General features: G+C 70.0%; 18 protein-coding genes. 7 read left to right on the forward strand and 11 right to left on the reverse strand.

Translation table 11 applies throughout. The features are described 5' to 3' along the window. Positions 1 to 89 precede the first annotated feature (89 nt). Positions 90 to 1,085, reverse strand: a complete 996-nt coding sequence (locus R8Z57_RS11250) for a stage II sporulation protein M (RefSeq protein WP_318353856.1) — start codon at positions 1,083 to 1,085, stop codon at positions 90 to 92. A 16-nt stretch (positions 1,086 to 1,101) separates the two neighbouring features. Between R8Z57_RS11250 and R8Z57_RS11255 the strand changes: the two genes are divergently transcribed. After that, positions 1,102 to 1,947 carry an RDD family protein gene (locus R8Z57_RS11255; RefSeq protein WP_318353857.1) on the forward strand — a complete coding sequence of 282 codons (846 nt, stop codon included), beginning with the start codon at positions 1,102 to 1,104 and terminating at the stop codon, positions 1,945 to 1,947. A gap of 18 nt (positions 1,948 to 1,965) precedes the next feature. On the opposite strand, the gene ahcY is transcribed toward R8Z57_RS11255, so the two are convergent. Together ahcY and R8Z57_RS11265 are read right to left on the reverse strand one after the other, a co-directional pair. Continuing rightward, positions 1,966 to 3,462 carry an adenosylhomocysteinase gene (ahcY, locus tag R8Z57_RS11260; protein ID WP_318353858.1) on the reverse strand — a complete coding sequence of 499 codons (1,497 nt, stop codon included), beginning with the start codon at positions 3,460 to 3,462 and terminating at the stop codon, positions 1,966 to 1,968. A gap of 73 nt (positions 3,463 to 3,535) precedes the next feature. Continuing rightward, on the reverse strand, positions 3,536 to 3,742 hold the full coding sequence (locus tag R8Z57_RS11265) for a DUF3499 family protein (RefSeq protein ID WP_045301176.1): 207 nt from the start codon (positions 3,740 to 3,742) through the stop codon (positions 3,536 to 3,538). A gap of 230 nt (positions 3,743 to 3,972) precedes the next feature. Here R8Z57_RS11265 and R8Z57_RS11270 point away from each other — a divergent pair, with 230 nt between their 5' ends. Then, positions 3,973 to 4,413 (forward strand): metallopeptidase family protein, encoded by a 441-nt coding sequence (locus tag R8Z57_RS11270; RefSeq protein ID WP_318353859.1) that lies wholly within the window; start codon positions 3,973 to 3,975, stop codon positions 4,411 to 4,413. Positions 4,414 to 4,416: 3 nt separating this feature from the next. Here the strand turns inward: R8Z57_RS11270 and R8Z57_RS11275 are convergent, their stop codons facing one another. The 4 genes from R8Z57_RS11275 to manA all read right to left on the reverse strand — a co-directional run bounded on the left by R8Z57_RS11275 (position 4,417) and on the right by manA (position 10,512). After that, positions 4,417 to 5,823: a DUF5719 family protein gene (locus R8Z57_RS11275; protein WP_318353860.1), complete on the reverse strand. Its 1,407-nt coding sequence runs from the start codon at positions 5,821 to 5,823 to the stop codon at positions 4,417 to 4,419. Next, positions 5,820 to 8,705: a glycosyltransferase gene (locus R8Z57_RS11280; protein ID WP_318353861.1), complete on the reverse strand. Its 2,886-nt coding sequence runs from the start codon at positions 8,703 to 8,705 to the stop codon at positions 5,820 to 5,822. Before R8Z57_RS11280 ends, R8Z57_RS11275 begins: the two co-directional genes overlap by 4 nt. An 85-nt stretch (positions 8,706 to 8,790) precedes the next feature. Continuing rightward, complete coding sequence (locus R8Z57_RS11285) at positions 8,791 to 9,117, reverse strand: WhiB family transcriptional regulator (protein ID WP_318354084.1); 327 nt, start codon at positions 9,115 to 9,117, stop codon at positions 8,791 to 8,793. Between the two features lie 198 nt (positions 9,118 to 9,315). After that, positions 9,316 to 10,512, reverse strand: a complete 1,197-nt coding sequence (gene manA / locus R8Z57_RS11290) for a mannose-6-phosphate isomerase, class I (RefSeq protein WP_318353862.1) — start codon at positions 10,510 to 10,512, stop codon at positions 9,316 to 9,318. 133 nt (positions 10,513 to 10,645) lie between these two features. Here manA and R8Z57_RS11295 point away from each other — a divergent pair, with 133 nt between their 5' ends. From R8Z57_RS11295 to R8Z57_RS11315, 5 genes are all read left to right on the forward strand, one after another. Beyond that, on the forward strand, positions 10,646 to 12,139 hold the full coding sequence (locus R8Z57_RS11295) for an O-antigen ligase family protein (protein WP_318353863.1): 1,494 nt from the start codon (positions 10,646 to 10,648) through the stop codon (positions 12,137 to 12,139). Continuing rightward, complete coding sequence (locus R8Z57_RS11300; protein ID WP_318353864.1) at positions 12,136 to 13,491, forward strand: O-antigen ligase family protein; 1,356 nt, start codon at positions 12,136 to 12,138, stop codon at positions 13,489 to 13,491. Before R8Z57_RS11295 ends, R8Z57_RS11300 begins: the two co-directional genes overlap by 4 nt. A gap of 153 nt (positions 13,492 to 13,644) precedes the next feature. Further along, a complete protein-coding gene (locus R8Z57_RS11305; RefSeq protein WP_318353865.1) occupies positions 13,645 to 15,726 on the forward strand; it encodes an acyltransferase family protein in 2,082 nt (693 codons plus the stop codon). 168 nt (positions 15,727 to 15,894) lie between these two features. After that, a complete protein-coding gene (locus tag R8Z57_RS11310) occupies positions 15,895 to 16,872 on the forward strand; it encodes a glycosyltransferase (RefSeq protein WP_318353866.1) in 978 nt (325 codons plus the stop codon). 22 nt (positions 16,873 to 16,894) lie between these two features. Further along, a complete protein-coding gene (locus R8Z57_RS11315) occupies positions 16,895 to 18,007 on the forward strand; it encodes a glycosyltransferase family 2 protein (protein ID WP_318353867.1) in 1,113 nt (370 codons plus the stop codon). Here the strand turns inward: R8Z57_RS11315 and R8Z57_RS11320 are convergent. From R8Z57_RS11320 to R8Z57_RS11335, 4 genes are read right to left on the reverse strand one after another with little or no spacing between them, the layout of a single operon-like run. Continuing rightward, positions 17,992 to 18,738 (reverse strand): ABC transporter ATP-binding protein, encoded by a 747-nt coding sequence (locus R8Z57_RS11320; protein WP_318353868.1) that lies wholly within the window; start codon positions 18,736 to 18,738, stop codon positions 17,992 to 17,994. The genes R8Z57_RS11315 and R8Z57_RS11320 overlap by 16 nt on opposite strands. Beyond that, positions 18,738 to 19,544, reverse strand: a complete 807-nt coding sequence (locus tag R8Z57_RS11325; RefSeq protein ID WP_318353869.1) for an ABC transporter permease — start codon at positions 19,542 to 19,544, stop codon at positions 18,738 to 18,740. Before R8Z57_RS11325 ends, R8Z57_RS11320 begins: the two co-directional genes overlap by 1 nt. Positions 19,545 to 19,585: 41 nt before the next feature. After that, positions 19,586 to 21,553: a hypothetical protein gene (locus tag R8Z57_RS11330; RefSeq protein ID WP_318353870.1), complete on the reverse strand. Its 1,968-nt coding sequence runs from the start codon at positions 21,551 to 21,553 to the stop codon at positions 19,586 to 19,588. After that, positions 21,550 to 22,002, reverse strand: coding sequence for a GtrA family protein (locus R8Z57_RS11335; protein WP_318353871.1), 453 nt, complete (start codon positions 22,000 to 22,002; stop codon positions 21,550 to 21,552). The genes R8Z57_RS11330 and R8Z57_RS11335 overlap by 4 nt, the downstream gene beginning before the upstream one ends. Positions 22,003 to 22,017 lie beyond the last annotated feature (15 nt).

Raw genomic sequence — 22,017 nt, forward strand, 5'->3', positions numbered from 1 at the left:
GTTCGTCGCCTCGCGGCTGCAAAGTGAGCGATTCGAAACCACGCAGCCGACCGGGCTCGGCAGGGACGAGGGCCAGCGGGCCCACGAGATCAGCCGGCGACGAGGGTCGGTGTGCCGGCCTCGTACTCGGTGAGATCGCCGGTCTCGCCGAGGCGGTGCGCCCGGCGCCCGACCACGAGCATGTAGGCCAGGAAGAGCCCGAGCGCGACGGCCCCGATACCGATCTTCACCGGCCAGGGCCACGGCTGGGCCGTCACGAAGCCCTCGATGAGACCCGACACGCCGAGCGCGATGACGAGGCCGATCGCGATGGTGGCGAGAGACCGGCCGGCCGCGGCGAGCGCCTCGCCGCGCGAGCGGCGTCCAGGCGCGACCCACGCCCAGAAGATCTGCAGTCCCGCGGCGCCGGCCACGAAGATCGACGTCAGCTCGAGCAGGCCGTGGGGAAGGATGTACAGCACGAACACGTCGGCGCGATCGAACGCCGTCATGACCCCGGCGGCCGTCCCCACGCCGACGGCGTTCTGCACCATCACCATGATCGGCCAGATGCCGGTGATGCCGAAGAGCACGCACTGCGCCGCGATCCAGGCGTTGTTGGTCCACACGGTGCCGGCGAACACCGCGGCGGGGTTCTCGCTGTAGTAGTCCGTGAACTCGTTCTCGGCGTACTGCTCGAGCTGCGCGGCGCTGCCGAGGCTCGCGACCAGCGCCTCGTCGCCCGAGATCCACAGGGCGACGACCGTCGCGACGAGCACGAAGCCGACGGCGATCGCGAGCGTTGTCCACCGCACCCGGTAGAGCGCCGCCGGAAGCTGCAGCGCGAAGAACCGCGGGATCTGTCGCATGACGTTGTCGGGGGCACCGGTGAGGCGCTGCCGCGCGCGCGCGAGCATGGTCGAGATGTGGTCGCTCTGGACGCTCCGCCCGACGGACGTCTTCGCGTCCGCGAGGTCGGCCGAGGCGGCGCGGTACCGCGTGACCAGCTCGTCGACCTCGGCGCCGTTCAGCCGCCGGGTGCGGCTGAGCTCGTCCAGACGCGCCCACTCCTCACGCCGGGCGGCGGTGAGCGCGTCGAGGTCCATGCGCTTTACTGTAGCCATGACCGCCCCGCACCCCGCGATCGTCGACATCCATCAGGACGAGGTGCTCACCGGCGAGGCCGTCGCCCTCGACGTGCAGCCCATCGGGTTCTTCCTGCGCGCGCTCGGGGTGCTCATCGACATGCTGCTGGGCGTCCTGGTGCTGCTGCTCTTCCTCTGGGCCGCGGGGTGGCTCAGCTCGGTCGGCGCGATCGACGACGCGGTCGTCCCGATCATCACGATCGTGATGATCGTCGTGGTGATGGTGGTGATCCCGACGGTGGTCGAGACCACCACGCGCGGACGCAGTCTCGGCAAGCTCGCCGTGGGCGGACGCATCGTCCGCACCGACGGCGGAGCCGCCGGCTTCCGTCACGCGTTCATCCGGGCCCTCGTGGGCGTCTTCGAGCTGTGGTTCACCCTCGGCGCGGTCGCGGCCCTGGTCGGCGCGTTCACGCCGCGGTCGCAGCGGCTCGGCGATCTCCTCGCCGGCACCTACTCCGAGCGCACCCGCACCCCGCGCCTTCCCGACACCTCGTACGGCGTGCCGCCGGCGCTCGCGGACTGGGCCCGCATCGCCGACGTCGCGCGCCTGCCCGAGCGCCTCGCCCGGCGGCTCGCGCAGTTCGCGCAGTCCGCGCGCAGCATGGAGCCGTCCGCACGTGCGCGGGTGGCGGCATCCCTCGCCCGTGAAGCGGCTGCCCACGTCTCACCCGTGCCCGCGGCAGACCCCGAGACCTTCCTCATCGCCGTCGTGGCGGTGCGCCGCGAGCGCGAGCTGCGGGCGCTGCGGCTCGAGACCGCGCGCGCCGACGCGCTCGCAGCGCCGGTGTCGGGCCCGCCGCGCGGCTTCCCCGCCCGCTGACTCCTGAACCGGACGGCGTCAGTAGCGGTAGTGGTCGAGCTTGTAGGGGCCCTCGACAGGGACGCCGATGTAGGCCGCCTGCTCGTCGCTCAGCGTCGTCAGCTGCACGCCCAGCGCGTCGAGGTGCAGACGCGCGACCTTCTCGTCGAGGTGCTTGGGCAGCGTGTACACGGCGGTGGGGTACTCGTCGCGCTTGGTGAAGAGCTCGATCTGCGCGAGCACCTGGTTGGTGAACGACGCGCTCATGACGAACGACGGATGCCCCGTCGCATTGCCGAGATTGAGCAGCCGGCCTTCGCTGAGCACCAGCACGCTGCGCCCGTTCGGCAGGCGCCACTCGTGCACCTGCGGCTTGATCTCGACCTTCTCGACGCCCGGCAGGGACTCGAGGCCCGCCATGTCGATCTCGTTGTCGAAGTGGCCGATGTTGCCGACGATCGCGAGGTGCTTGAGCTGCTGCAGGTCGTCGACCGTCACGACGTCCTTGTTGCCGGTGCCCGTGATGAGGATGTCGACCTGCCCGGCGACGTCGGCGAGGCGCGCGACCTGGTAGCCGTCCATCGCTGCCTGGAGCGCGCAGATCGGGTCGACCTCGCTCACGATGACGCGGGCGCCTTGACCGCGCAACGCCTCTGCGGCGCCCTTGCCCACGTCACCGTATCCGCACACGAAGGCGACCTTGCCGCCCATCAGCACGTCGGTGGCGCGGTTGATCCCGTCGGGCAGCGAGTGGCGGATGCCGTACTTGTTGTCGAACTTCGACTTCGTCACCGAGTCGTTGACGTTGATCGCCGGGAAGAGCAGGTCGCCCGCGGCGGCCAGCTCGTAGAGGCGGTGCACACCGGTGGTGGTCTCCTCCGTGACGCCGAGGAGGTCGCCCGCCATGCGCGTGAACCGCTGCGGGTCGCGTGCGAGGCTGGCGCGGAGCGTGTCGAGGACGATGCGGTACTCGGCGGAGTCGTCGGCTGCGGCATCCGGCACCGCTCCCGCCTCCTCGAACTCGACGCCCTTGTGCACGAGGAGGGTGGCGTCGCCGCCGTCGTCGAGGATCATGTTGGGCCCGTCGAAGCCCTCGGCGCTCCAGTCGAAGATGCGGTCGGCGAGGCGCCAGTACTCCTCGAGCGTCTCGCCCTTCCAGGCGAACACCGGGACGCCCGCGGGCGCCTCGACGGTGCCCGTCGGACCGACGACGACAGCGGCAGCGGCCTCGTCCTGCGTGGAGAAGATGTTGCAGCTCGCCCAGCGCACCTGGGCGCCGAGCGCCACGAGCGTCTCGATGAGCACTGCGGTCTGCACGGTCATGTGCAGCGACCCGGCGATGCGGGCGCCCTTCAGGGGCTGCGAGGGGCCGTACTCCTCGCGCAGCGCCATGAGGCCCGGCATCTCGTTCTCGGCGAGCCGCAGCTGATGACGGCCGGCTTCGGCGAGCGAGAGGTCGGCGACCTCGAAGTCGAGCCCGTCGACGGGCTCACGGGTGGCGGCGGCTTCGGGGGCGACGGACGTGTGGGTCGGCATCCGCCCATTCTCCCACGCGCGATGCGGCGCGACGGCTGCTCCCGACGCGGGCGGGAGCGGACGCGCCGGCGACTCAGGCGCGGAGGGTCTCGTGCCGGACGACCACCCAGCCCTTGGGCACAGACAGGCGGTCGGTGTGGATGGCGCAGAGGTCGTGCGCGTGCGGGTCGCCAGCGGCGCCGAGCGGGCCGAGCGCGGCCATCTGGTCGCCGTAGTCGTAGGTGAGGGTCGACACGGCCTCACGGGCGCACCCGACCTTGGAGCAGACTCTCTCGCGCATCGGCTCGACGCTATCGCGCACTCCGGACAGAGGGACGGATGCCGCGCCGCACGACTCCGCGAACGCGCACGCACGCTGCTCACCTGTCGCAATGCGCTGCTCCCCACGGCGATTCGTGACAGGCGAGCGACCCGCATCGTTCACTCGACTGGCACACCTGTCGCGTTGTGCTGCTCAGCCCAGTACTTCGTGACAGGCGAGCTGAACCGGCCGAGACCTAGGATGGGGGCATGGCGTGGCGTCGGACCCGGACCAGCGAGCGCGCGCCGCGGCGCGCGTCCCGGCATGGACGGCACGGCCGCGAAGGCCGCAGCTCGGTGGTGCGCCCGCCGCTGCCGCCGCTGGACACCCGGGTCGACCGGTTCGACCTGTCGGTGGGCACCGCCGCGGAGTTCCTGCGGTCGGCCTGGCCGGAGCTGCGCGACGTGCGCTTCGAGGTCGCCGACATGCCCGCGGCCACCGATGCCGACGGCATCCCGCGGTGGACGGTGCTGCCCGCCGAGCAGCGCATCATCCTGTACCGCCTGCCGATCGAGCGGCTCAGCCACCTGCACCGCGACGACGAGCTCCACCGGCGCATGCTGGTCGAGGGCGCCGTGTTCCGCGCGGCGGCGGAGTACCTCGACCGCGACCCGTGGGACCTCGGCCCCGAGCGCTTCCGGTATTTCTGACGCTCAGGGGTAGACGACGATCGCGGGGGTGGCGACGTCGGCCGGCCAGATCGGCACGCCCGCGAGCGCACCGTCGCCCGCGAACGACAGCCCGGCGCGCACCGGCGCCGCGGGGTCGAGCAGGTAGACCGTTCGCGCGCCCAGACGCACTTCGAGCGAGCCGTTCGCCGGGATCGTGAGGTCGAGGGGTGAGCCGCCGTCGACCGCCGTCACCGAGACCGCGACCGGCTCTCCTGCGGGGTTGATCACCGTGAGCGAGGGCGTCGGTCCGCCGGGCGTCGCGAACAGCGACGGCACCGACACCTCGGGCGCCGGCGTGTACCACGCGAAGTCGTCGCCCTCCTGCACGCCGGTCGCCTGCCGCACGGCCGCCAGCATCGGCGCGTCGGCCTCCACGGTGACGGTGTACGACCCCGGCGCGAGGCCGTCGAGGGCGAGCTCCAGCGGCAGACCCGCCTCGAGCGCCACGTCCTGCGGCTCGCGGAGCGGCTCGCCACGCCCCACGCCGGCCACCGTGACGCGGGCCGTCGTCGCCGCCGCGGGCGCCAGCATCCGGAGCACGGTCAGTTCTTCCGGAGCGCCGTCCTCGTCGTCGGGGGCCGTGACGGTGACGCCGGCGATCGTCTGCCGGGTCTCGGCGTGCGCGACGGGTCCGACCTGGTCGACGCCGCCGGGCGTCAGTGTGCGGGTGATGCTCGTCTGGAGCGACGCATGGATGGCGGCGCCCACTGCCGAGACGCGCACGACGGGCGTCTCCTCGCCGAGGGCGATGCCCGCCAGGGGCACCACGCGCTGCGTGCCGGGCGGGATGATGAGGTCGGCACCGCCCGGAGGCGTCTGCGGTCCGGTCGCGCCGTAGACGGTGAGCTGCACGGTCGCCGGCACCGAGCCGGGGTTCGCCAGCAGCACCAGATCTGCCGCACCCGTCGCCGCCGATCCCCCGATGAGCCACGAGTCCAGCAGCGGCGGGCGGCACGCGGCGGCGGCGAAGCCGGCGAGGTCTTCGTCCGAGATGGTCGCAGAGCCGGTCGCCGCGACGTCGACCGCCCGGCCGTCGAAGGGCTGCGCGACGAAGGCCAGGGGGCCGGGGCCGATCCCGGTCGTCTCGAGGCGCTGCTCCTCGGGCGCCTCGCCCTCGGCGGCGCCGCCCACGACCGACTGCGGCGCGGCGACCGTCAGCGCGTCGGCGTCGGACGGGTCGCGCCCGATCGAGAGCAACGGGCCGTCGCACGCGATGACGGATGCCGCGGGCGCCGGCGTGGCGGGCACGCTGAGCGGTTCGCGCACCACGGTCGGCCAGGGCACCGAGACGGCGGTGACGACCGCGACCACGGCGATGATCGACACCGCCGTGCCGATCAGCAGCCGGGCGCTCGTCGTGGCCCAGCGGAATACGCGGCGGTCGCTCATCGGCCCTCCTGCCAGTGGGGTCCCACGACGCGCGGGGTCCGGCGCGCCTCGCGGATCGACGCTCCGGTCGGCACGGCCAGCAGCAGGGCGATGCCGAAGACGACGAACTGTGCGATCGCGAGCCATCGGGCCAGCGTGGCGATGGATGCGGGCTCCGCCGGCCGGTCGGCGACCTCGTCGACGACGCGCCACAGCTCGCCCTTGGCGGTGTCGCCCACCACCACCAGCGTGTCGCGCTGGCCGAGCGCGGTCATCGCCGACAGCCGCATCGTGCGCGCGGCATCCGTCTCGGGAGGCGTCGACGGCGCGAGCAGGATGAATCCGATCCCCCGGTCGCCGAGCTCCGCCACGACGTCGTCCGACGACGGCGTCACGAGGTCGGCGGCGAGGTCGGCGAGCTCGTCGTCCTGCGCCGACGGCTGCGTGCGCGTCGAGAGGATCGTGGCCTGGCCGCCGATCGTCTCGCTCGCGCCCCACACCACTTGCGCCGCGACGCCCGAGTCCGCCTGCGGGGTGAGCACGATGGTGCCGACATCGGGGTCGTCGCGCCCCTCGGCGGCGACGAATGCCGGCAGCGTACTGGCCGGGCCGTTGGCGAGAGTGGCGACGCCGCGCGCGAACGCCGTGAGAGACGGCACCGCGAGCACGACGGCTCCGGCGAGCACCAGCGTCGCCGCGAGGCCGCGCACCAGCGCGACGCGCGGCGCCAGCCCGGCGTCCAGCGCGACGAGCGCGCCGCCCAGCGCGCCGAGCCACGCCAGGCTCAGGCCGGTGCCCGGCCACAGCGGCACGGTGACCGACTGGACGAACTCGACCGAGATGCCGACGGCGGCGAACGCCGTGCCGAGGCCGAGCGCCGTCACGACGAGCAGCCCGGTGCCGACGGCCCAGCGCTGCGTGAGCGGGGCGGCGAGGGCCAGCAGCGCGAGCGGAATGCTCAGCAGCGGCACCCACCACGTCGGTGCGCCGTCGGCGAGCGTCGTCCAGCCGGCGAGATCGGGGGTGGGGATGCCGGCGGCCAGGAGCGCGCGACCCGCGGCGTCGGCGGCGACCTGCGGCCCGGCCCAGGGCACGCCGGGGTCGGCGACGAGCCCCCAGAAACTCGCGTCCGCCACGGCGCTCCACACCAGCGGCAGGGCGAGCGCGAGCGAGGGCACGAGCGCCCAGACCAGGCGCGCGACGCCGCGACCGGCGCGGACGACGACGGCGACCACCACGGCGCCGACCCAGATCACCCCGAGCGCCGGCGCGAGTGACGGGGCCGTCGCGACCACCCCGGCGAGGAGGAGCGAAGCCGCTCCGGCGCCGGACCAGGACCGGTGCGCGACCGACCCGGCGTAGAAGAGCCAGGGCAGAAGCAGGTGCACGATCACGCCGGTCGGGCGGCCCTGCGTGAGCGCGATCAGCAGCGTCGGCGCCAGCGCCCACACCGCACCACCCAGCAGCCGCAGGCTCGATCGCTCCGTCACGCGGGTGGCCGCGAACCAGCCGCCGAGCGCGGCGAGCGGCAGGGCGAGCACCCACAGCAGCACCAGCGCCCGCGACGGCGCCCACGGCGCGAGCGACCCGATCACCGCGACGACCGCCGCGAACGGATCCGCCGGCCCGATGGTGTCGAGCCCCAGTGCGCGCTGCCCGAAGGCGGCATCCTCCCAGAGCTGCCCGACCGTGTTCGCGAGGGGCTGCAGCGCTCCCCCACCCAGCACGGGCCACGCCAGCAGCGCCGGGAACGCCGCGATCGACAGCACGAGGGCCGCGAGCACCAGCCACGCGCCGCCGCCCGCGAAGAACCGCAGGTCGGTGCGCCGGGTGCCGCCGAGCGCGAGCTCGGGCTCGTCGTCGAGCCGCTCGCGGAGTTCGCTGTTGGTGGTGCGCAGCGGCGCGACCTGCGCCCACGACACGGTGCGCGCCCGCGCCAGCCGCCGTCGCGCCCGCCACACGGCGGCGACGCTCACGATCGCCACGGCGGCGGCACCCCACTCGGGGGCGATGCGGCCCGGCTGCTTGCGCACCAGGTCGACGATCGTGCGCCAGAGCGCGAGCGGCAGCAGCGACAGCCAGTGCAGGGGCACGAGCGCCGCGTGCGCGTAGGTGAGGCGCCGGTGCAGCTGCGCGATTCGCTCGGCATAGACGGCGCGGCGCTGACGCTGCGGCGTGAGCGGGGCGGGAAGGCCGGCCACGCCGTCGCCCGCGGTGGCGACCAGCGCGCCGGGCACGAGCGACACGCGGCCGCCGGCCAAGCGGGCCCGCACACCGAGATCGAGTCCCTCGTCGGCGCCGGCGAGGCCGCGGTCCAGCCCGCCGAGGCGCCGCCACGCGTCGGTGCGCACGAGGATGCCGCGGACGTCAGACCCGAGCACGTCCTCCCGCGCATCGTGCTGCCCCTGGTCGAGCTCACCGTCGGCGAGGCCCACGGTGCGTCCGAAACGCGTCATCCCCACGCCGAGCGACACGATCTCGGAGCGGTCGTCCCAGCGCACGAGCTTCGGGGCGACGAACGCCGCCGACGGAGATCGCTCGAGCTCCCCGGCCAGCCGGGCGAGCGCGTCGGGCTCGGGTGCGGTGTCCTGCGCCAGCAGCCACAGCGCCCCGCCCTCCAGCTCGGAGGATGCCAGGGCCGTCGCGGCGGCGAAGCCCGTCGAAGCCGGCGCCGTCACGATCTCCGCCGCGGCGGCCGTGCCGGCCACCTCGAAGAGGTGGTCGTCTCCCCCGCACACGACGATCGTCAGCGCGTCGACCGGCCGCACCTGTTCGCCGAGCGCGGCGATCGTGCGTCGCAGATGGAACGCCGCCGGAGTGCGACCGTCGGGACGCACGACCAGCACGGCGTGCACGCGGTTGGACGTGTTCGACGTCACGGGATTCGACGAGGCAGTGGGCATGTCTTCGTCAGCCTAGGCGCGCCCTCGCAGGCGCTCGGGGCGAACGCGCCGGGTCGGCCGGATCCACCGGCCGACCGGCGTGCGTTCAGCCCGCTCGGCGCTTCAGCTTGCGACGCTCGCGCTCGCTCAGACCGCCCCAGATGCCGAACCGCTCATCATTCTGCAACGCGTACTCGAGGCACTCGCCCCGCACGTCGCAGGTCGTGCAGATGCGCTTGGCATCGCGCGTCGAGCCGCCCTTCTCGGGGAAGAACGCCTCCGGATCGGTCTGCGCACAGAGTGCGTCGGTCTGCCATGCGAGCGGATTGTCCTCGTCCGCGTCGATGTTGCGGCGTACCCCCGGAACCCCCAATTGAACCGGATCGACGAACCAGTCGTCGGGAACGCCGGAACGGAATTGCGAAACCGTCATGTCGTTCTCACCCCCGTGATCCTGCTCGGTACTGCGATCCTGCTTCACGCTGGTGCGTGTACCGATAATTACACCCGTGTAGTTCACCGAGGTCAAGTCGCAGATAGTAAAGGCTCAACCGCCTCTTGAACCTTCACGACGCGCCGACGGCGTGTCGCCGTGTGTAACGGTCCGATGAGAAACGGGATCGCGTGCCGTTCACCGTCCCGGCAGCGCGATGAAGAGCTCCCCCTGCCCGGCGACACGGACGCCGTTCTCGTCCGGCGTGACCAGCACCGCGCGCCCCGGCTCGAGGGTCTCGCTCGCCCCCGACGCGAGCGCCGTCACGGTCAGCGCGCCCGCGGTCGCGAGCGCGATGGCGGGGCCGTCCAGCGACACGTCGACGCCGAGCGGCGGCGGCGTGACCGCGAGCAGGGCGAAGTCCGCGACCGGCACGTCGTACTGGTGCACGCCCTCTCCGACCGGGCGCCCGATGACGACGGGCGGCAGCCCGGGCTCCGGGTCGAGCACCCGGACGAGCTCCTCCGCGTCGATGTGCTTCGGTGTCAGTCCACCGCGCAGCACGTTGTCGCTCGCGGCCATCAGCTCCACGCCCAGCCCCTCGAGGTAGGCGTGCAGCACGCCCGCCGGCAGGAAGAGGCCCTCGCCGCGGCGGAGCGTCACGAGGTTCATGAGCAGCGCCACGACGATCCCCGGGTCGCCCGGAAACCCCTCCTCCAGCGTGCGGGCCAGCTCGAGCTCGGCGGCGAACTCGCCGAGCACCGTCTCCTCGGCGGTCCCGACGGCGCCGAGATGGCTGGACGAACGCGCCGCCGCGACGGCCGCCGCGATGACAGCTCGCGCCTCGTCGGCCCCGTCCGACAGGAGCCAGCCGATGATCGCCGCGAGCGAGGCATCCGTCTGCGCCAGCCGCTCGGCGAGGGGCGCGGCTCCCGGTCCGAGCGCGGCGACCAGGCGGCGCGTGTCGTCGATCTCGCGCAGCCCGGCGAGCGCGCGGAAGGTGTCGCTCAGCGCCACGATGAGCTCGGGCTTGTGGTTGGCGTCGCGGTAGGTCCTTTCGGCTGCGTCGCGCGGCGTGCCCACCGCCTCTTCGCGCGCGAAGCCCGCTTCGGCCTGCGACTTCGACGGGTGGGCCTGGATGGAGAGGGGGGATGCCGCGGCCAGCAGCTTCAGCAGATACGGCAGCGGCGCGTCGATCCCGGCGCCGGCGCCGTCCTCGGCGATCCACCGGTCGAGCGTGCGGCCGTCGGGCGTCTCGGCGGGGTCGCCGGGGTGGTCGCCGAACCACACCTCGGCCTCCGGACGACCGGACGGCGCCCGGCCTTCGAGATCTGCGATGAGGGAGGTCGCGCCCCAGGCGTAGTCGCGGGGGGCGTTGGCGAGCGGGATCAGCACCCGCTCAGCCTAACGAGGCGCGACTGGCGCCTTCACGCCGGTCCGGTCGTTGAGCGGGCGAAGCGGGACGAAACGCCTCCGACCGGGCGACGGGCAGAGGATTCACCGGGCCGCCCGGGTAATCTGTGAGGCGATGGCCGTCCACTCGAAGCACCCGGCGTCGGCGCCGCCGGGACCGCCGGTCCGCGAGAAGACCGGCCACCTGATGCTGCGCGGCTGGTGCATCTTCGTGCTCTTCATGGCACTGTCGGGAACCGCCTGGGTCAACGCCTTCGGCGAGCTTCCGGCCGCGGTGATCACCATCGCCGGCGGCGTGCTGTCGGCGGTGCTGTGGATCGTGCTGCGCCCGCCCGTGCAATGGCGGCGCCTGCCGTGGTTCGTCGTCGCCTACGTCGCATGGGCGACGCTCTCGCTCGCGTGGTCGGCGTGGCCGCAGGCGACCGCGCTCACGCTGCTGCTGCTCTACATCACGACGCTGCAGGCCCTGTTCATCGGGAGCGTGCTCACCTGGCGCGAGCTCGTCCGCGCGGTGGCGTCGGCCCTGAAGTGGGTCATGGCACTGTCGCTGCTGTTCGAGCTGTGGGTCGCGGTCGTCATCCAGCAGCCCGTCCTGCCGGGATTCGTGGTCGACAAGGCCGACGACCCGATCGAGTACTGGTCGCGCAACAACCTCTTCGACTTCCCCGGGCGCCTCCAGGGGGTCATGGGCAACGCGAATCTGCTGGCCCCGGTGGCACTCCTGGCGATCATCGTCTTCGCCATCCGGCTGGCATCCGGCGCGCCACGGCGCGTCGCCCTGTGGGTCTGGATCGGGCTGTCGGCCTTCCTCTTCGTCCGGGCGTCCTCCGCCACCGCCTACCTCGCCGCGGCGGCCGTCGCCGTCGTGCTCGTCACCGTCCTGCTCATGCGGCGCGCGACCAAGCCCGGCGAGCGCACCAAGTTCTACGTGGGCTACGTCGTCGTCGGCGTGGGCGGCCTGGTGTCGCTGTGGCTCCTGCGCGACACGATCTTCACCGCGCTCGGACGCAGTGCCGACCTCACCGGACGCGAGCGCATCTGGGAGTCCGTGCTCTCCCGCGCCGCCGAGCGGCCCTGGCTGGGGTGGGGCTTCGCCACGCCGTGGGTGCCGTCCGATCCGGCGTTCGACGAGTGGATCATCGACCACGGCCAGACGGTGATGCAGGCGCACAACATGTGGGTCGACGTGGCGATGCAGCTCGGCATCATCGGCGTCGTGCTGCTCGCGCTCCTCTACTTCGCGTTCGTGTGGCGCTCGTGGTTCTTCGCCGTCGACCGGCCCCGCTGGGATCTCCGGGCCGACCGCCCCTACTCGCCGATCACCCTGCTGCCGACCCTGGTGGGCGCGATCCTGCTGGTGCAGGGGCTGGCGGAGTCCACGCCGCTCCTGCTGTGGGGCTGGCTGTTCGTCGTCATGCTCGGCGCGAAGATCAAGCAGTCGCCGCACGTCGGCGTCGGTCCTGCCGAGCAGAGCGCCGCCATCGAACGCGGCGAGCGCGTCGGCCGTGTCGATCCCGAGGGGCGCGCCGCCGAGCCTGACAGAGCCGATCGGGCGGACAGAGCCGATCGGGCGGACAGCACCGATCGGCCGGCTGGGCGCAGCACGTGACCGACACGCCGCGCTCCGCATCGCCCGGCTGGCTGGGCACACTGCTGGCGTCGGCATCCTTCGCCCGGGCCTTCACGCTCGTCGTCTTCGGCGCCGTCTTCTCGGCCTTCGCCATCGAGCGGGTCGCCGGGCGCGTGACGTACGTCACGATCGTGTCCGGGCTGTGCGTGCTCGGCATCGGGGTGATGGCCGCGCGGAGGCGCGAGCTCTCGCTGCTGCGGCTGGTGCCGACGACTGTCGTGATCTTCGTCGGCTGGGCCTTCGTGAGCATCTTCTGGAGCAGCGACGTCGGCACGTCGTTCTGGAGCTGGGTGTCGATGGCCACCATGGCCTTCCTCGCCGTCGTCATCGGCCACGTGCGCGACACGCTGCAGACCGTGAGGGCTCTCGGCGATGTGCTGCGCGCGCTGCTCGCCGTCTCGCTCGCACTCGAGGTGCTGTCGGGCATCCTGCTCGACGTCCCCTTCGCGTTCCTCGGCATCCAGGGCGACCTGGCGCAGCTCGGACCGATCCAGGGCATCTTCGGCACGCGCAACCTGCTCGGCTTCGTCGCGGTGCTCGCGCTGATCACGTTCCTCATCGAGTACCGCACGCAGTCGGTGCGGCCCGGGCTCTCAGTGGCCTCGGTCGTGCTGGCCGGCGGCCTGGCGGTCCTCAGCGACTCCCCCACCGTCGTCGTGCTCGCTCTCGGCGTCGGCCTCGCCGTCGGCGCGCTCGCCCTCGTGCGCCACGCGCGCCCCGAGCGCCGCGCGGGCCTCCAGCTCGCGCTCGGGGCCCTCGTCGTCATCGGCGTCTTCGTCGGCTATGCGGCGCGGCATCCCATCATCGCCCTGCTCGGTGCCGGCACCGACTTCTCGATGCGCGTCGAGCTGTGGAACTTCATGGTCGACATCCTCCGGCAGCGCCCCGTGCAGGGATTCGGCTGGTTCGGCGTCTGGAACCAGGGCGAGTATCCGTTCAACGCCATCAACTTCTGGCTCGACACCGACCACGCCACCGGCCTGAACGCCTACTTCGACGTCGCACTGCAGCTCGGGTGGGTGGGACTGGTGCTCTTCCTGGCCATCGGGGCGCTCGCTCTGGGGCGATCGTGGCTGGTGGCCGGCGAGCGCCGCTCGGTCGTGTACGCGTGGACGCCGCTCATGCTCGTGGCGCTGCTCGTGAACTCCATGTTCGAGAGCTTCACGCTGACAGGATTGGGGTGGCTCATGCTCGTCCTGTGCGCCGTTCGTGCGGGTCAGTCCCGCTCGTGGCGGGAGAAGATCGACAACGGGACGGATGCCGACGGGCCGGGCTCCGGGAGCGGTTCGGGTCTGCCTCACGCCCAGGGAGAGCAGGGCATGGCAGGGTAAGCTCGCTGCCACCGGCGCCGCAGTCCGGAGTGCGGAAGCGCGATGCCATGATGTCCTCGGCCCCCTCCCGGCGAGGGCGGGGCGCGCGACCATTTCGGAGCGTCGCGCCACACGACGCGCCGGGGCTCTCGCTGAGATCGTGTTGGAGACACCTTGACCGCCACCGACGTCCGGGCCAGCCCCCGCAAGCCGGCCGCAGCCGCCGCCAAGGACTCCTTCCGTCCCGACATCCAGGGGATGCGCGCCCTCGCGGTCACGCTGGTTCTGGCCGCGCACATCTTCCACATCCCCTCGGGCGGCTTCATCGGCGTCGATGTGTTCTTCGTCGTCAGCGGATTCGTCATCGCCCGTCTCCTCTTGCGGGAGCGCGACCGCACTGGCGGCATCTCGCTGCGCGGGTTCTACCGGCGCCGGGCCCGCCGTATCCTCCCGGCCTCCGCGCTCGTCATCACCGCAACGTGCGCGATCGCGTTCGTGCTGTTCCCGGCTGATCGTGCCCGCTCGACCTGGTGGGACGCTGTCGCGGCGGCGCTGGGCGTGTCCAACTGGAGATTCGCCGCGACCGAGACCGACTACTTCGCGCAAGCACTGCCCCCCTCCCCTCTCCAGCACTTCTGGTCGCTGTCGGTGGAGGAGCAGTTCTACATCCTGCTGCCCCTGGCCCTCATCCTGGGCACAATCCTCGTGCGGTCCCGCCGCAGCGCGACCACCGGGGTGGTCGCGCTGATCACCGTCGCGAGCTTCGCGTGGAGCGTGCTCGACTCCGTGGCTTTGCCGGAGTCGGCGTACTTCTCCTCCTTGTCACGATTCTGGGAACTCGGCGTAGGCGTTCTGCTGGCGCTGGCGACCCCGTGGCTCGGGCGCATCCCCGCCTTCATCCGCCCAGTGCTGCTCTACGCCGGGATCGCGATGATCCTCGTCGCAGCCTTCACGCTGACCCCAGAGTCGACCTTCCCAGGCGTCAACGCGCTGCCGCCCGTGATCGGCGCCGCGATTGCGCTCGCGGCAGGGACCGGCGCTCGCTCGGGTTACGGCCGCGTCGCCGCCCCTCTCACCAATCCGGTGGCCGGCTACCTGGGCGACCGCTCCTACTCGATCTACCTGTGGCATTGGCCTCTCGTCGTGTTCGCGCCGTCGATCGTCGCGTCAGGCTGGGCGTCGGGCGTCGGCATCCTTGTGGCGACGCTGATCCTCTCCGAGCTCACCTACCGATGGGTCGAGACTCCGGTCCGTCGGTCGACATGGCTCGAGACGCGCTCCGACCTGCTCCGGGGCCCGGAAGGGCGCGCCAGTGCCATCGTGCTGGCCATGCTGGTCGTGCTGGCGAGCACCGCCGTCATCGCGACACGCGAGCCGGCTACCGCCACGCCGCCTGCATCCCGCGGCGTAGCGCTGCATCCGCCAACACCCCCTGCGGCGGGTCGGATCGACTGCCCGGGCGCCGTCTCCCTCCAGCTGCCCACCGACTCCTGCGAGCGGGCGACAGGCGTCGTCCCTGCCCGTGACACGATCGCCTCCGATGACGGCGGCGCCTTCACCGCCGAATGCTGGCGCAACCGCGACGATGCCCCCGCGAGCTGCACGTTCGGCAGTTCCTCCCCTGATGCGACACGGGTGGCGCTGATCGGCGACAGCCACGCGGCGATGTACATCCCGGTGCTTCGAGAGCTCGCGCCGGAGCTGAACTGGACGATCTCGACGTACGTGGGGTGGGGCTGCCAATGGGCGCCGCACGAGGGCGAGCCCTGCGAGGAGCAGTCCAACCTCGCCCAGGCGCGTCTGATCGGCGACTCGCCCTATGATCTGGTGCTCACCGCGAGCTCGCGGAAGGCGATGAACGATTGGGACGACGCCACTGTCGACCGCGCCGCCGCAATGTGGCAGGCCGCTGTCGACGCGGGCTCTCGCGTCGTGGTGCTCGAGTCGGTGCCCATCCCGGCGGTCGGATCGATCGACTGCGCTCAGCGCATCGACCTCGATCCTGGTACAGACCGCTGCGACACCGGACTCGCGGAGGCCTTCACCATGCCCGACACCCTCTCGCGCATCGCCGACCTGACGCCGAGTGCACACGTCGCGACGGTCGATCTGCTGTGCGACGACGCCGGATGTCCCGCTATCACCGGTGGCACCCGAGTGTATCGGGACGCGGACGGTCACCTGACCGCGACCTACCTGCGGACCATGACCCCCTACCTTGCGGAGCGCCTGAACGCCGCGCTCGTGTCGGAGTGATGTGGCCGGATATGGTCGAGCAGGACACGGATCGGTCGCACGCCCCACGCTGCCTCTCGTGGGGCCGACACCGGCGCCTACCTATCGTCGGTCGCACAGGTGGAGCAGGTAGGCTTGTGCCGGTCGATGCATCTGCGACCCCCACCCCTCGCTCGGAGAATCTCCCCTGTGACTCATGCCCCCAGCGATCGGTTCGATCCCTCCACAGCGACGATCGCCATCGTCACCTTCAACCGCTCGGGTCTGCTCGCGCGCCTGCTGACGAGCATCACGACGATGGATCCGAAGCCGGGCCACATCGTGATCGTCGACAACGCATCCACTGATGACACCACCGACGTGGTCGAGTCGTTCCGTGAGGGCTTGGAGCCCGCGAGGCTCGTCTACCGGCGCATGGAGACGAACACCGGCGGCTCCGGCGGCTTCAGCGAGGGTATGAAGGTCGCCTACGAGCTCGGGTCCGAGTGGATCTGGCTGATGGACGACGACGTCGAGGTGATCCCCGACGGCCTGGCCAAGATGGGCAAGTGGGCGCCGCGCTTCAAGAGCATCCAGGGCCGCCGCTATGACTACGACGGCAGCGCCTTCTATTGGCAGTACCGCGTCGCCGAGCGGATGGGCATCCCCATCCCGTTCGCCCCCGCCGAGTTCGACGAGTCCGGCTTCAAGCCGATGAACTCCGGATGCTTCGAGGGCATGTTCATCCACCGCGACATCGTGCAGCAGATCGGCCTGCCCGACCCCCGCTTCTTCATCTACTGGGACGACCAGATGTACGGCTGGCTCGCGTCGCGCAAGACGCAATCGGTCATCGTCGACGAGTTCGTGCTGCGCCGCACGCGCGAGATCAAGCAGTGGGACATGGGCATACGCCACATGAACGCGTCGAGCAACGCGTACCGGTACTACATCATGCGCAACCGCGCCTACATCAAGAAGTACTACCGCGCGCTCGAGGTGTACAACCCGATCGCGTTCGGCCTCGGGACGACGCTCACGTTCGGCAAGGAGCTCATCCGCCTGCTGTTCGTCGAGCGCACCGTTCGTGGCACGTCGAATCTCGTTCGAGGCCTTCGGGACGGGCGCAGGATCTCCAAGGATGGGTCCTGGCGGCCGATGCCGCCTCTGGAACCGCACATCGTTTGATGTTCGTCACCCAGAAGCGATAATGGACTCGAATCGACGACGATCGGCCCGGGTCCACGCCACTGAAGCAGCGAGGGGCGAAACTGCTCGACGTCATCCGAGAGGAGCCCCGTTGCAACCCGACCCGACCGCAGCCCGCGTTCGCATCGTGATTCGCACCCATGATCGACCGGTGCTGTTCGCCCGCGCTCTGGACGACATCCTGGCCCAGACGTACCGGGAGTGGGACATCGTCATCCTCAACCACCGGGGGGACCGCGCGGTCCTGGATGAGGTGATCCGAAGCCGATCGGATCGGTTCCCGCACCGCTGGGAAGTCATCGACACCGATCATCCCATCGGACGCGACGCCATCCTGGAGATGGCCTTCGCCGACACCGCGGTCGAGTTCACCGCGATTCACGACGATGACGACACCTGGGCGCCCGGATTCCTCGCCCGGACGGTGAGCTGGCTGGACGATCACCCCCATCAGGTGGCCGTCGCCGTTGCCACCGAGATCGTCCAGGAGCGGGTCGGTGACGACGCCATCGTCGATCTGCGTACCGAGGCCATCCGCCCGCCGTTCGCACGGATCTCCCTGTTCGACCTGCTCCACGCCGCGCACATCCCGCCTATCGGCCTGCTGCTGCGCTCGGCCTCGGTGGAGGCCGCCGGAGGCTTCGACCCCTCGCTTTCGGTTCTCGGCGACTGGGACATGATGCTAAAGCTGGCGTGCCTCGGACCCATCGGGTACATCGAAGGCGAGACGCTGGCGTTCTGGCGTCAGCGGCCGCAGAACGAAGGCGCACTCGCGAACAGCGTCATCGGCGACCTAGAGCTGCACCGGCAGACGGATCGGGAGCTCCGCGACCGCGCGATCCGGGAGTACATCGAGCGCAACGGCATCGGCGGGCTGCTCTATCTCGCGCGGTACCTGGACGAGCAGTTCGCGTCGTCACGCCACGACACCTGGGTCCGGATCGGCGAGATCGAGGCGAGCCTCGCCGCGCGGATGGAGGATCAGACTCGTCAGCTGCAGATGGCGATGGCCAACTATTCCCACCACTACTCACTCTTCCCCAGCCTCCGGCGCGCGTTCCACCGGATCCTCCCCACGCGTCGCCGGAAGGATGCGGCTCAGCCCGCCGAGTAGTCCGTGTTATAGCGGTCGAGCACTTCGGCAATAGGGGCGTCCAAGGCCAGACGATGCTTGTCGAGGTAGAGCCCCCGAGTACAGAAGCGGCGCAGGTCGCGCTCGCTGTGGGACACGAAGAACAGCGTGCGACCGTCGGCGAGCAGTTCGTCTATTCGCGTGTAGCACTTCTCACGGAACGCCTTGTCGCCGACGGCAAGCACCTCGTCGACCAAGAGGATCGGTTCCTCGAGCTGCGACACGACTGAGAATGCCAGCCGCACCTTCATGCCGTTGCTGAGGTGCTTGTAGGGGGTGTCGACGAAGTCCCCGAGTTCCGCGAAGTCAATGATGCCGTCGAAGCGACGAGCGACCTCAGCCTTGGACATCCCGTGCAGTCCCGCCGTCAGCCGGACGTTTTCGCGCACGGTGAGGTCGCCGACGAAGCCCCCGGTGATCTCGATGAGCGGCGCCACGCCGCCGTTGACCGAGACCGAACCTTCGTCCGCCAGGAGCACTCCCGCCACGAGCTTGAGGAGGGTTGACTTCCCCTGGCCGTTGCGGCCGACAACTCCGATCGACTCCCCTGGCTTCACATCGAAACTCACGTCGCGAAGCGCCCAGAACTCGCCGGGCTTCGAACGCCGCGACGAGTCGGAGAAAAGGTCCTTGATGCTCCGGCGGCCGCGGCGGTTACGACGGAAGCGCACGCCTATGCTCCGCACCTCGATCGCGAGTCCAGACGAGGTCATCACAGCTCCTTCAGCACGGGACGCTCGAGTCGGCGGAACGCTGAGACCCCCAGCACGAAGAGCAGGACGGTCATCACCGCGCCGACGCTGATGATCCAGGGATCCCACTCCTCGGCGAAGAAGCCGACACGGTAGAGAGCGAAGATGCCCGACAGCGGGTTGAAGGCCGCGATCGTCTCGAAAGCGCCGGGCAGGTCCTCAACGCCGTAGATGACCGGGGAGGCATAGAAGAGAGCCCGCAGGATGAGTTTGGTGGTGCGCTCAAGATCGTTCCAGATCACGCAGAGCGGTGCCACGAGAAGCCCGAGGCCCACCAGCAGCGTCGCCTGGAGCGCGATGGCGACGGGCACCCAGAGCAGACCCCAGTTCAGCTGCGCCGGAGTCGCGGAGAACTGGGCGATCACGACGAAGAGCGCGAGCACCGGCAACGAGCAGAGAAACTCGACCCCCTTGCTGAGGACGATGCGATTCACCCAGATCGAGCGCGGAATCGCCGTCGATCGGACGAGCCGCGCATCCTTGTTGAAGGCTCGGGTGAAGTCCGAGACCGACGAGTTGAACCACACCCAGGGAAGGAGCGCGGTGATGAGGAACACGATGTACGGCTCGTGCCCCACGGTCCGGTGGAAGATCTGAGTGAATACGAACCAGTAGATCCCGCTCATCACCAGCGGATCGAGGATCGACCACAGGTATCCCAACGCGCTCGTCGCATAGCGCACCTTGAGATCGCGCGCCGACAAGAGCCACAGCGAGTGGAGATAGCGCCGGGCGGATCCGGGAGCGCCAACGGCGGCTGTGGTCACAGTGTCGAGTCTAACGTCGCGGGATCGGGCACCGATCGGCGCTACGGCGCCGTCGTGCCTTCCCACACCATCACAAGATCGCCGTCGATGAGCCGGCCGTTCTCGGTGGTCAGGAATCGGTCCTGATCGGGGTTCACCTGGACGTACGCCGGCGCGCCCTCAGAATCGAAACCCGACAGCCGCACTGTGTAGGTCTCACCTGCGTCGAGAGACAGCCCGCCGGCAGGGAATGCGGCCAGGCCGACCCCGATCGAGTTCGCCGGTTTCGCACCCGAGAAGACAGTACTTCCGTCTTCATCGGTGATGGTGAGGGTGATCGCAGCCGAGTCGATCCAGGTCACTGCCGAGGCGTCCAGTCCGACTTTGATGGTGTCGACCGTCACAGCAGTGTCGAACTCGAGCTCCTCTTGCACATCCGAATTCGGCGCGAGGATGTCGGTCTCTGTGAGCTCGGGCGCCGAACTCGTAGAGGAGTAGACCGTCGGCCGCGCGGGGATTAGATACATGCCGAACAGCAGCGACATGAATCCGACGAGCGCGGCCAGGCGGATCCACACGACGCTCCGCTTGATCGTCTGGGCGTTCGGCATCCCCGCCACGAATTCGGGACGCGGATAGTTCACGATGAGGACGGCGAGGACGCACGCGATCATGAAGCCGACGAGGAAGATCACGATGTTGCCGCTGATGCCGAGCGCGTTGAGGATCTGACCCGGAGTGCTGAATCGCTGTGGAGATGCCGGTGGGATGAACTGACCGAACAGGAGGTCGTTGAACATGCCGGCGTTGTACATCGAGTAGCCGACGAGCATGTAGATGAGGAACAGCGAGGTGCTGATGCTCACTTCGAGCAGCGAGTTGAGCGTCAGGAAGCGCGGATTCGCGAAAATGATCAGAATCGAGAACGGGGCCACGAGGGCGATCCAGTACGGGTTCAGCGGAACAACCGCACAGAAGACCAGAAACGCCGCAAGCGACAGGTAGAGCGCGAACGCCTGAAGCTCCCGCTGCGAGGTCGGTCGCTTCGCGTACGCGAAGATCGCGAGTCCGACGATGAACACGACGAAGATCGGGACCAAGATGTCGGACTGCCAGGCGAATCCCGCGATGCGCAGGCGGTCCAGCATGATGTCGGTGAAGCCGCCAGTGGATGCCTGGAACGCCAGGTCGCCGCGATATAGCAGTCGGCACAGCGCGAGTCCGAGCACGCCGAACACAATCTGGAGGAACGCGCGCGGCAGCCGTTTCTCGCGAAGCAGCACGAGCGGGATGAAGATGAACAGCGCGAACAGCTTCAGCGTGTTCGCCGCGAGGAACCACAGCAGGAACGCCCGAGTCTGTCCCTTCAGGTACGCGCTCAGTCCGGCGAGCATGAACGTCACTGAGATGATGTCGTACTGCACGATGACGAACACCGGCACGAACAGGCTCATCGACGACAGAAAATAGAACGCGACCCACTTGGAGCGCTTGGACGTCATGCCGAGCGTCTTCGCGATCCTCACCACGAGCCACGTGGCGACAAGCGCGAAGAGGATCAGCATCAGCTTGAGCCATAGCTGCGCCGGAGTCGAGGTCAGGTAGTCGAAATCGGCATACCGATAAAGCAGGTAGGTCGGCAGGTTCCAGACCGCGAAGATCGCGTAGATCGGAACGTCGTAGACAGCCGGATGCCCGAACGTGGAGTTCTCGATCGCGATCTGGTAGAAGTCGCGCGGGCGCCCGGCCAGAACCGCGTCGAGGAAGTTGAACGAGTGCTCGAACGTCGCCTTCACGTCGCCGTACAGGAACGTGACGGCTGCGAGGGCACAGATCGCGGCGAGGAGAGCCCAGTCCGCTGCGTTCGGCTGCTCGACACGCTTCCACCACTGGCCGGCGGGACTGCCGGCCACGCCGCTGCTCAGAGACGCCCACGCCCCGTCGACACGCGCCCAACCCCGATCGACGAAGCGGCCGATGCGGGTACCGCCGGCTGCGGCAGGCTCCGGTCCGAGTTCTGCATTGGTCATGAGGGACTGCTGCCTGCTTCCGGGGTTCCGATCCCATCGCCAGCGGTCCGCGACGCCGCGGCGCCCGGACGTTCGATGAGGAGCTTGCGGGAGATGAAGTTGTAGACCAGCACCACGGCGGTGGCGATGAGTTTGCCGACCAGCGGGGAGACCCCCAGCGAGTCGACCGTGAGGAAGAGGATGAGCTGGTTCAGTCCGAGGGCGACGATGTTCAGCCCGATGTAGATCGCGAACTCCTTCACGATGTTGCGATCGCGTCGTGCGTCGAAGACGAATCGCAATGTGAGGATGTAGTTCAGCACCAGCGACAGCGAGAACGAGATCGTGCTCGCCACCACGTATTGCACCCCGAAGTAGTGGTACAGGACGAAGAAGAGGCCATAGTCGAAGGCGAACGAGACCAGCCCGACGACCAGGAAGCGAGCGAACTGCCACAGCAGACGACGCATCCGACGTCCTGATAC

This window comes from Microbacterium sp. M3, assembly GCF_033548675.1.
Classification (GTDB): domain Bacteria; phylum Actinomycetota; class Actinomycetes; order Actinomycetales; family Microbacteriaceae; genus Microbacterium; species Microbacterium arthrosphaerae.

Coding starts and splice junctions, on each gene's coding strand:
- ahcY (WP_318353858.1), bottom strand. CDS start 3,462: ATGCCGACCCACACGTCCGTCGCCCCCGAAGCCGCCGCCACCCGTGAG.
- R8Z57_RS11285 (WP_318354084.1), bottom strand. CDS start 9,117: ATGACGGTTTCGCAATTCCGTTCCGGCGTTCCCGACGACTGGTTCGTC.
- R8Z57_RS11295 (WP_318353863.1), top strand. CDS start 10,646: ATGGCCGTCCACTCGAAGCACCCGGCGTCGGCGCCGCCGGGACCGCCG.
- R8Z57_RS11320 (WP_318353868.1), bottom strand. CDS start 18,738: ATGACCTCGTCTGGACTCGCGATCGAGGTGCGGAGCATAGGCGTGCGC.
- R8Z57_RS11275 (WP_318353860.1), bottom strand. CDS start 5,823: ATGAGCGACCGCCGCGTATTCCGCTGGGCCACGACGAGCGCCCGGCTG.
- R8Z57_RS11330 (WP_318353870.1), bottom strand. CDS start 21,553: ATGACCAATGCAGAACTCGGACCGGAGCCTGCCGCAGCCGGCGGTACC.
- R8Z57_RS11265 (WP_045301176.1), bottom strand. CDS start 3,742: ATGCGCGAGAGAGTCTGCTCCAAGGTCGGGTGCGCCCGTGAGGCCGTG.
- R8Z57_RS11255 (WP_318353857.1), top strand. CDS start 1,102: ATGACCGCCCCGCACCCCGCGATCGTCGACATCCATCAGGACGAGGTG.
- R8Z57_RS11250 (WP_318353856.1), bottom strand. CDS start 1,085: ATGGACCTCGACGCGCTCACCGCCGCCCGGCGTGAGGAGTGGGCGCGT.
- R8Z57_RS11270 (WP_318353859.1), top strand. CDS start 3,973: ATGGCGTGGCGTCGGACCCGGACCAGCGAGCGCGCGCCGCGGCGCGCG.
- R8Z57_RS11280 (WP_318353861.1), bottom strand. CDS start 8,705: ATGCCCACTGCCTCGTCGAATCCCGTGACGTCGAACACGTCCAACCGC.
- R8Z57_RS11335 (WP_318353871.1), bottom strand. CDS start 22,002: ATGCGTCGTCTGCTGTGGCAGTTCGCTCGCTTCCTGGTCGTCGGGCTG.
- R8Z57_RS11315 (WP_318353867.1), top strand. CDS start 16,895: ATGGACTCGAATCGACGACGATCGGCCCGGGTCCACGCCACTGAAGCA.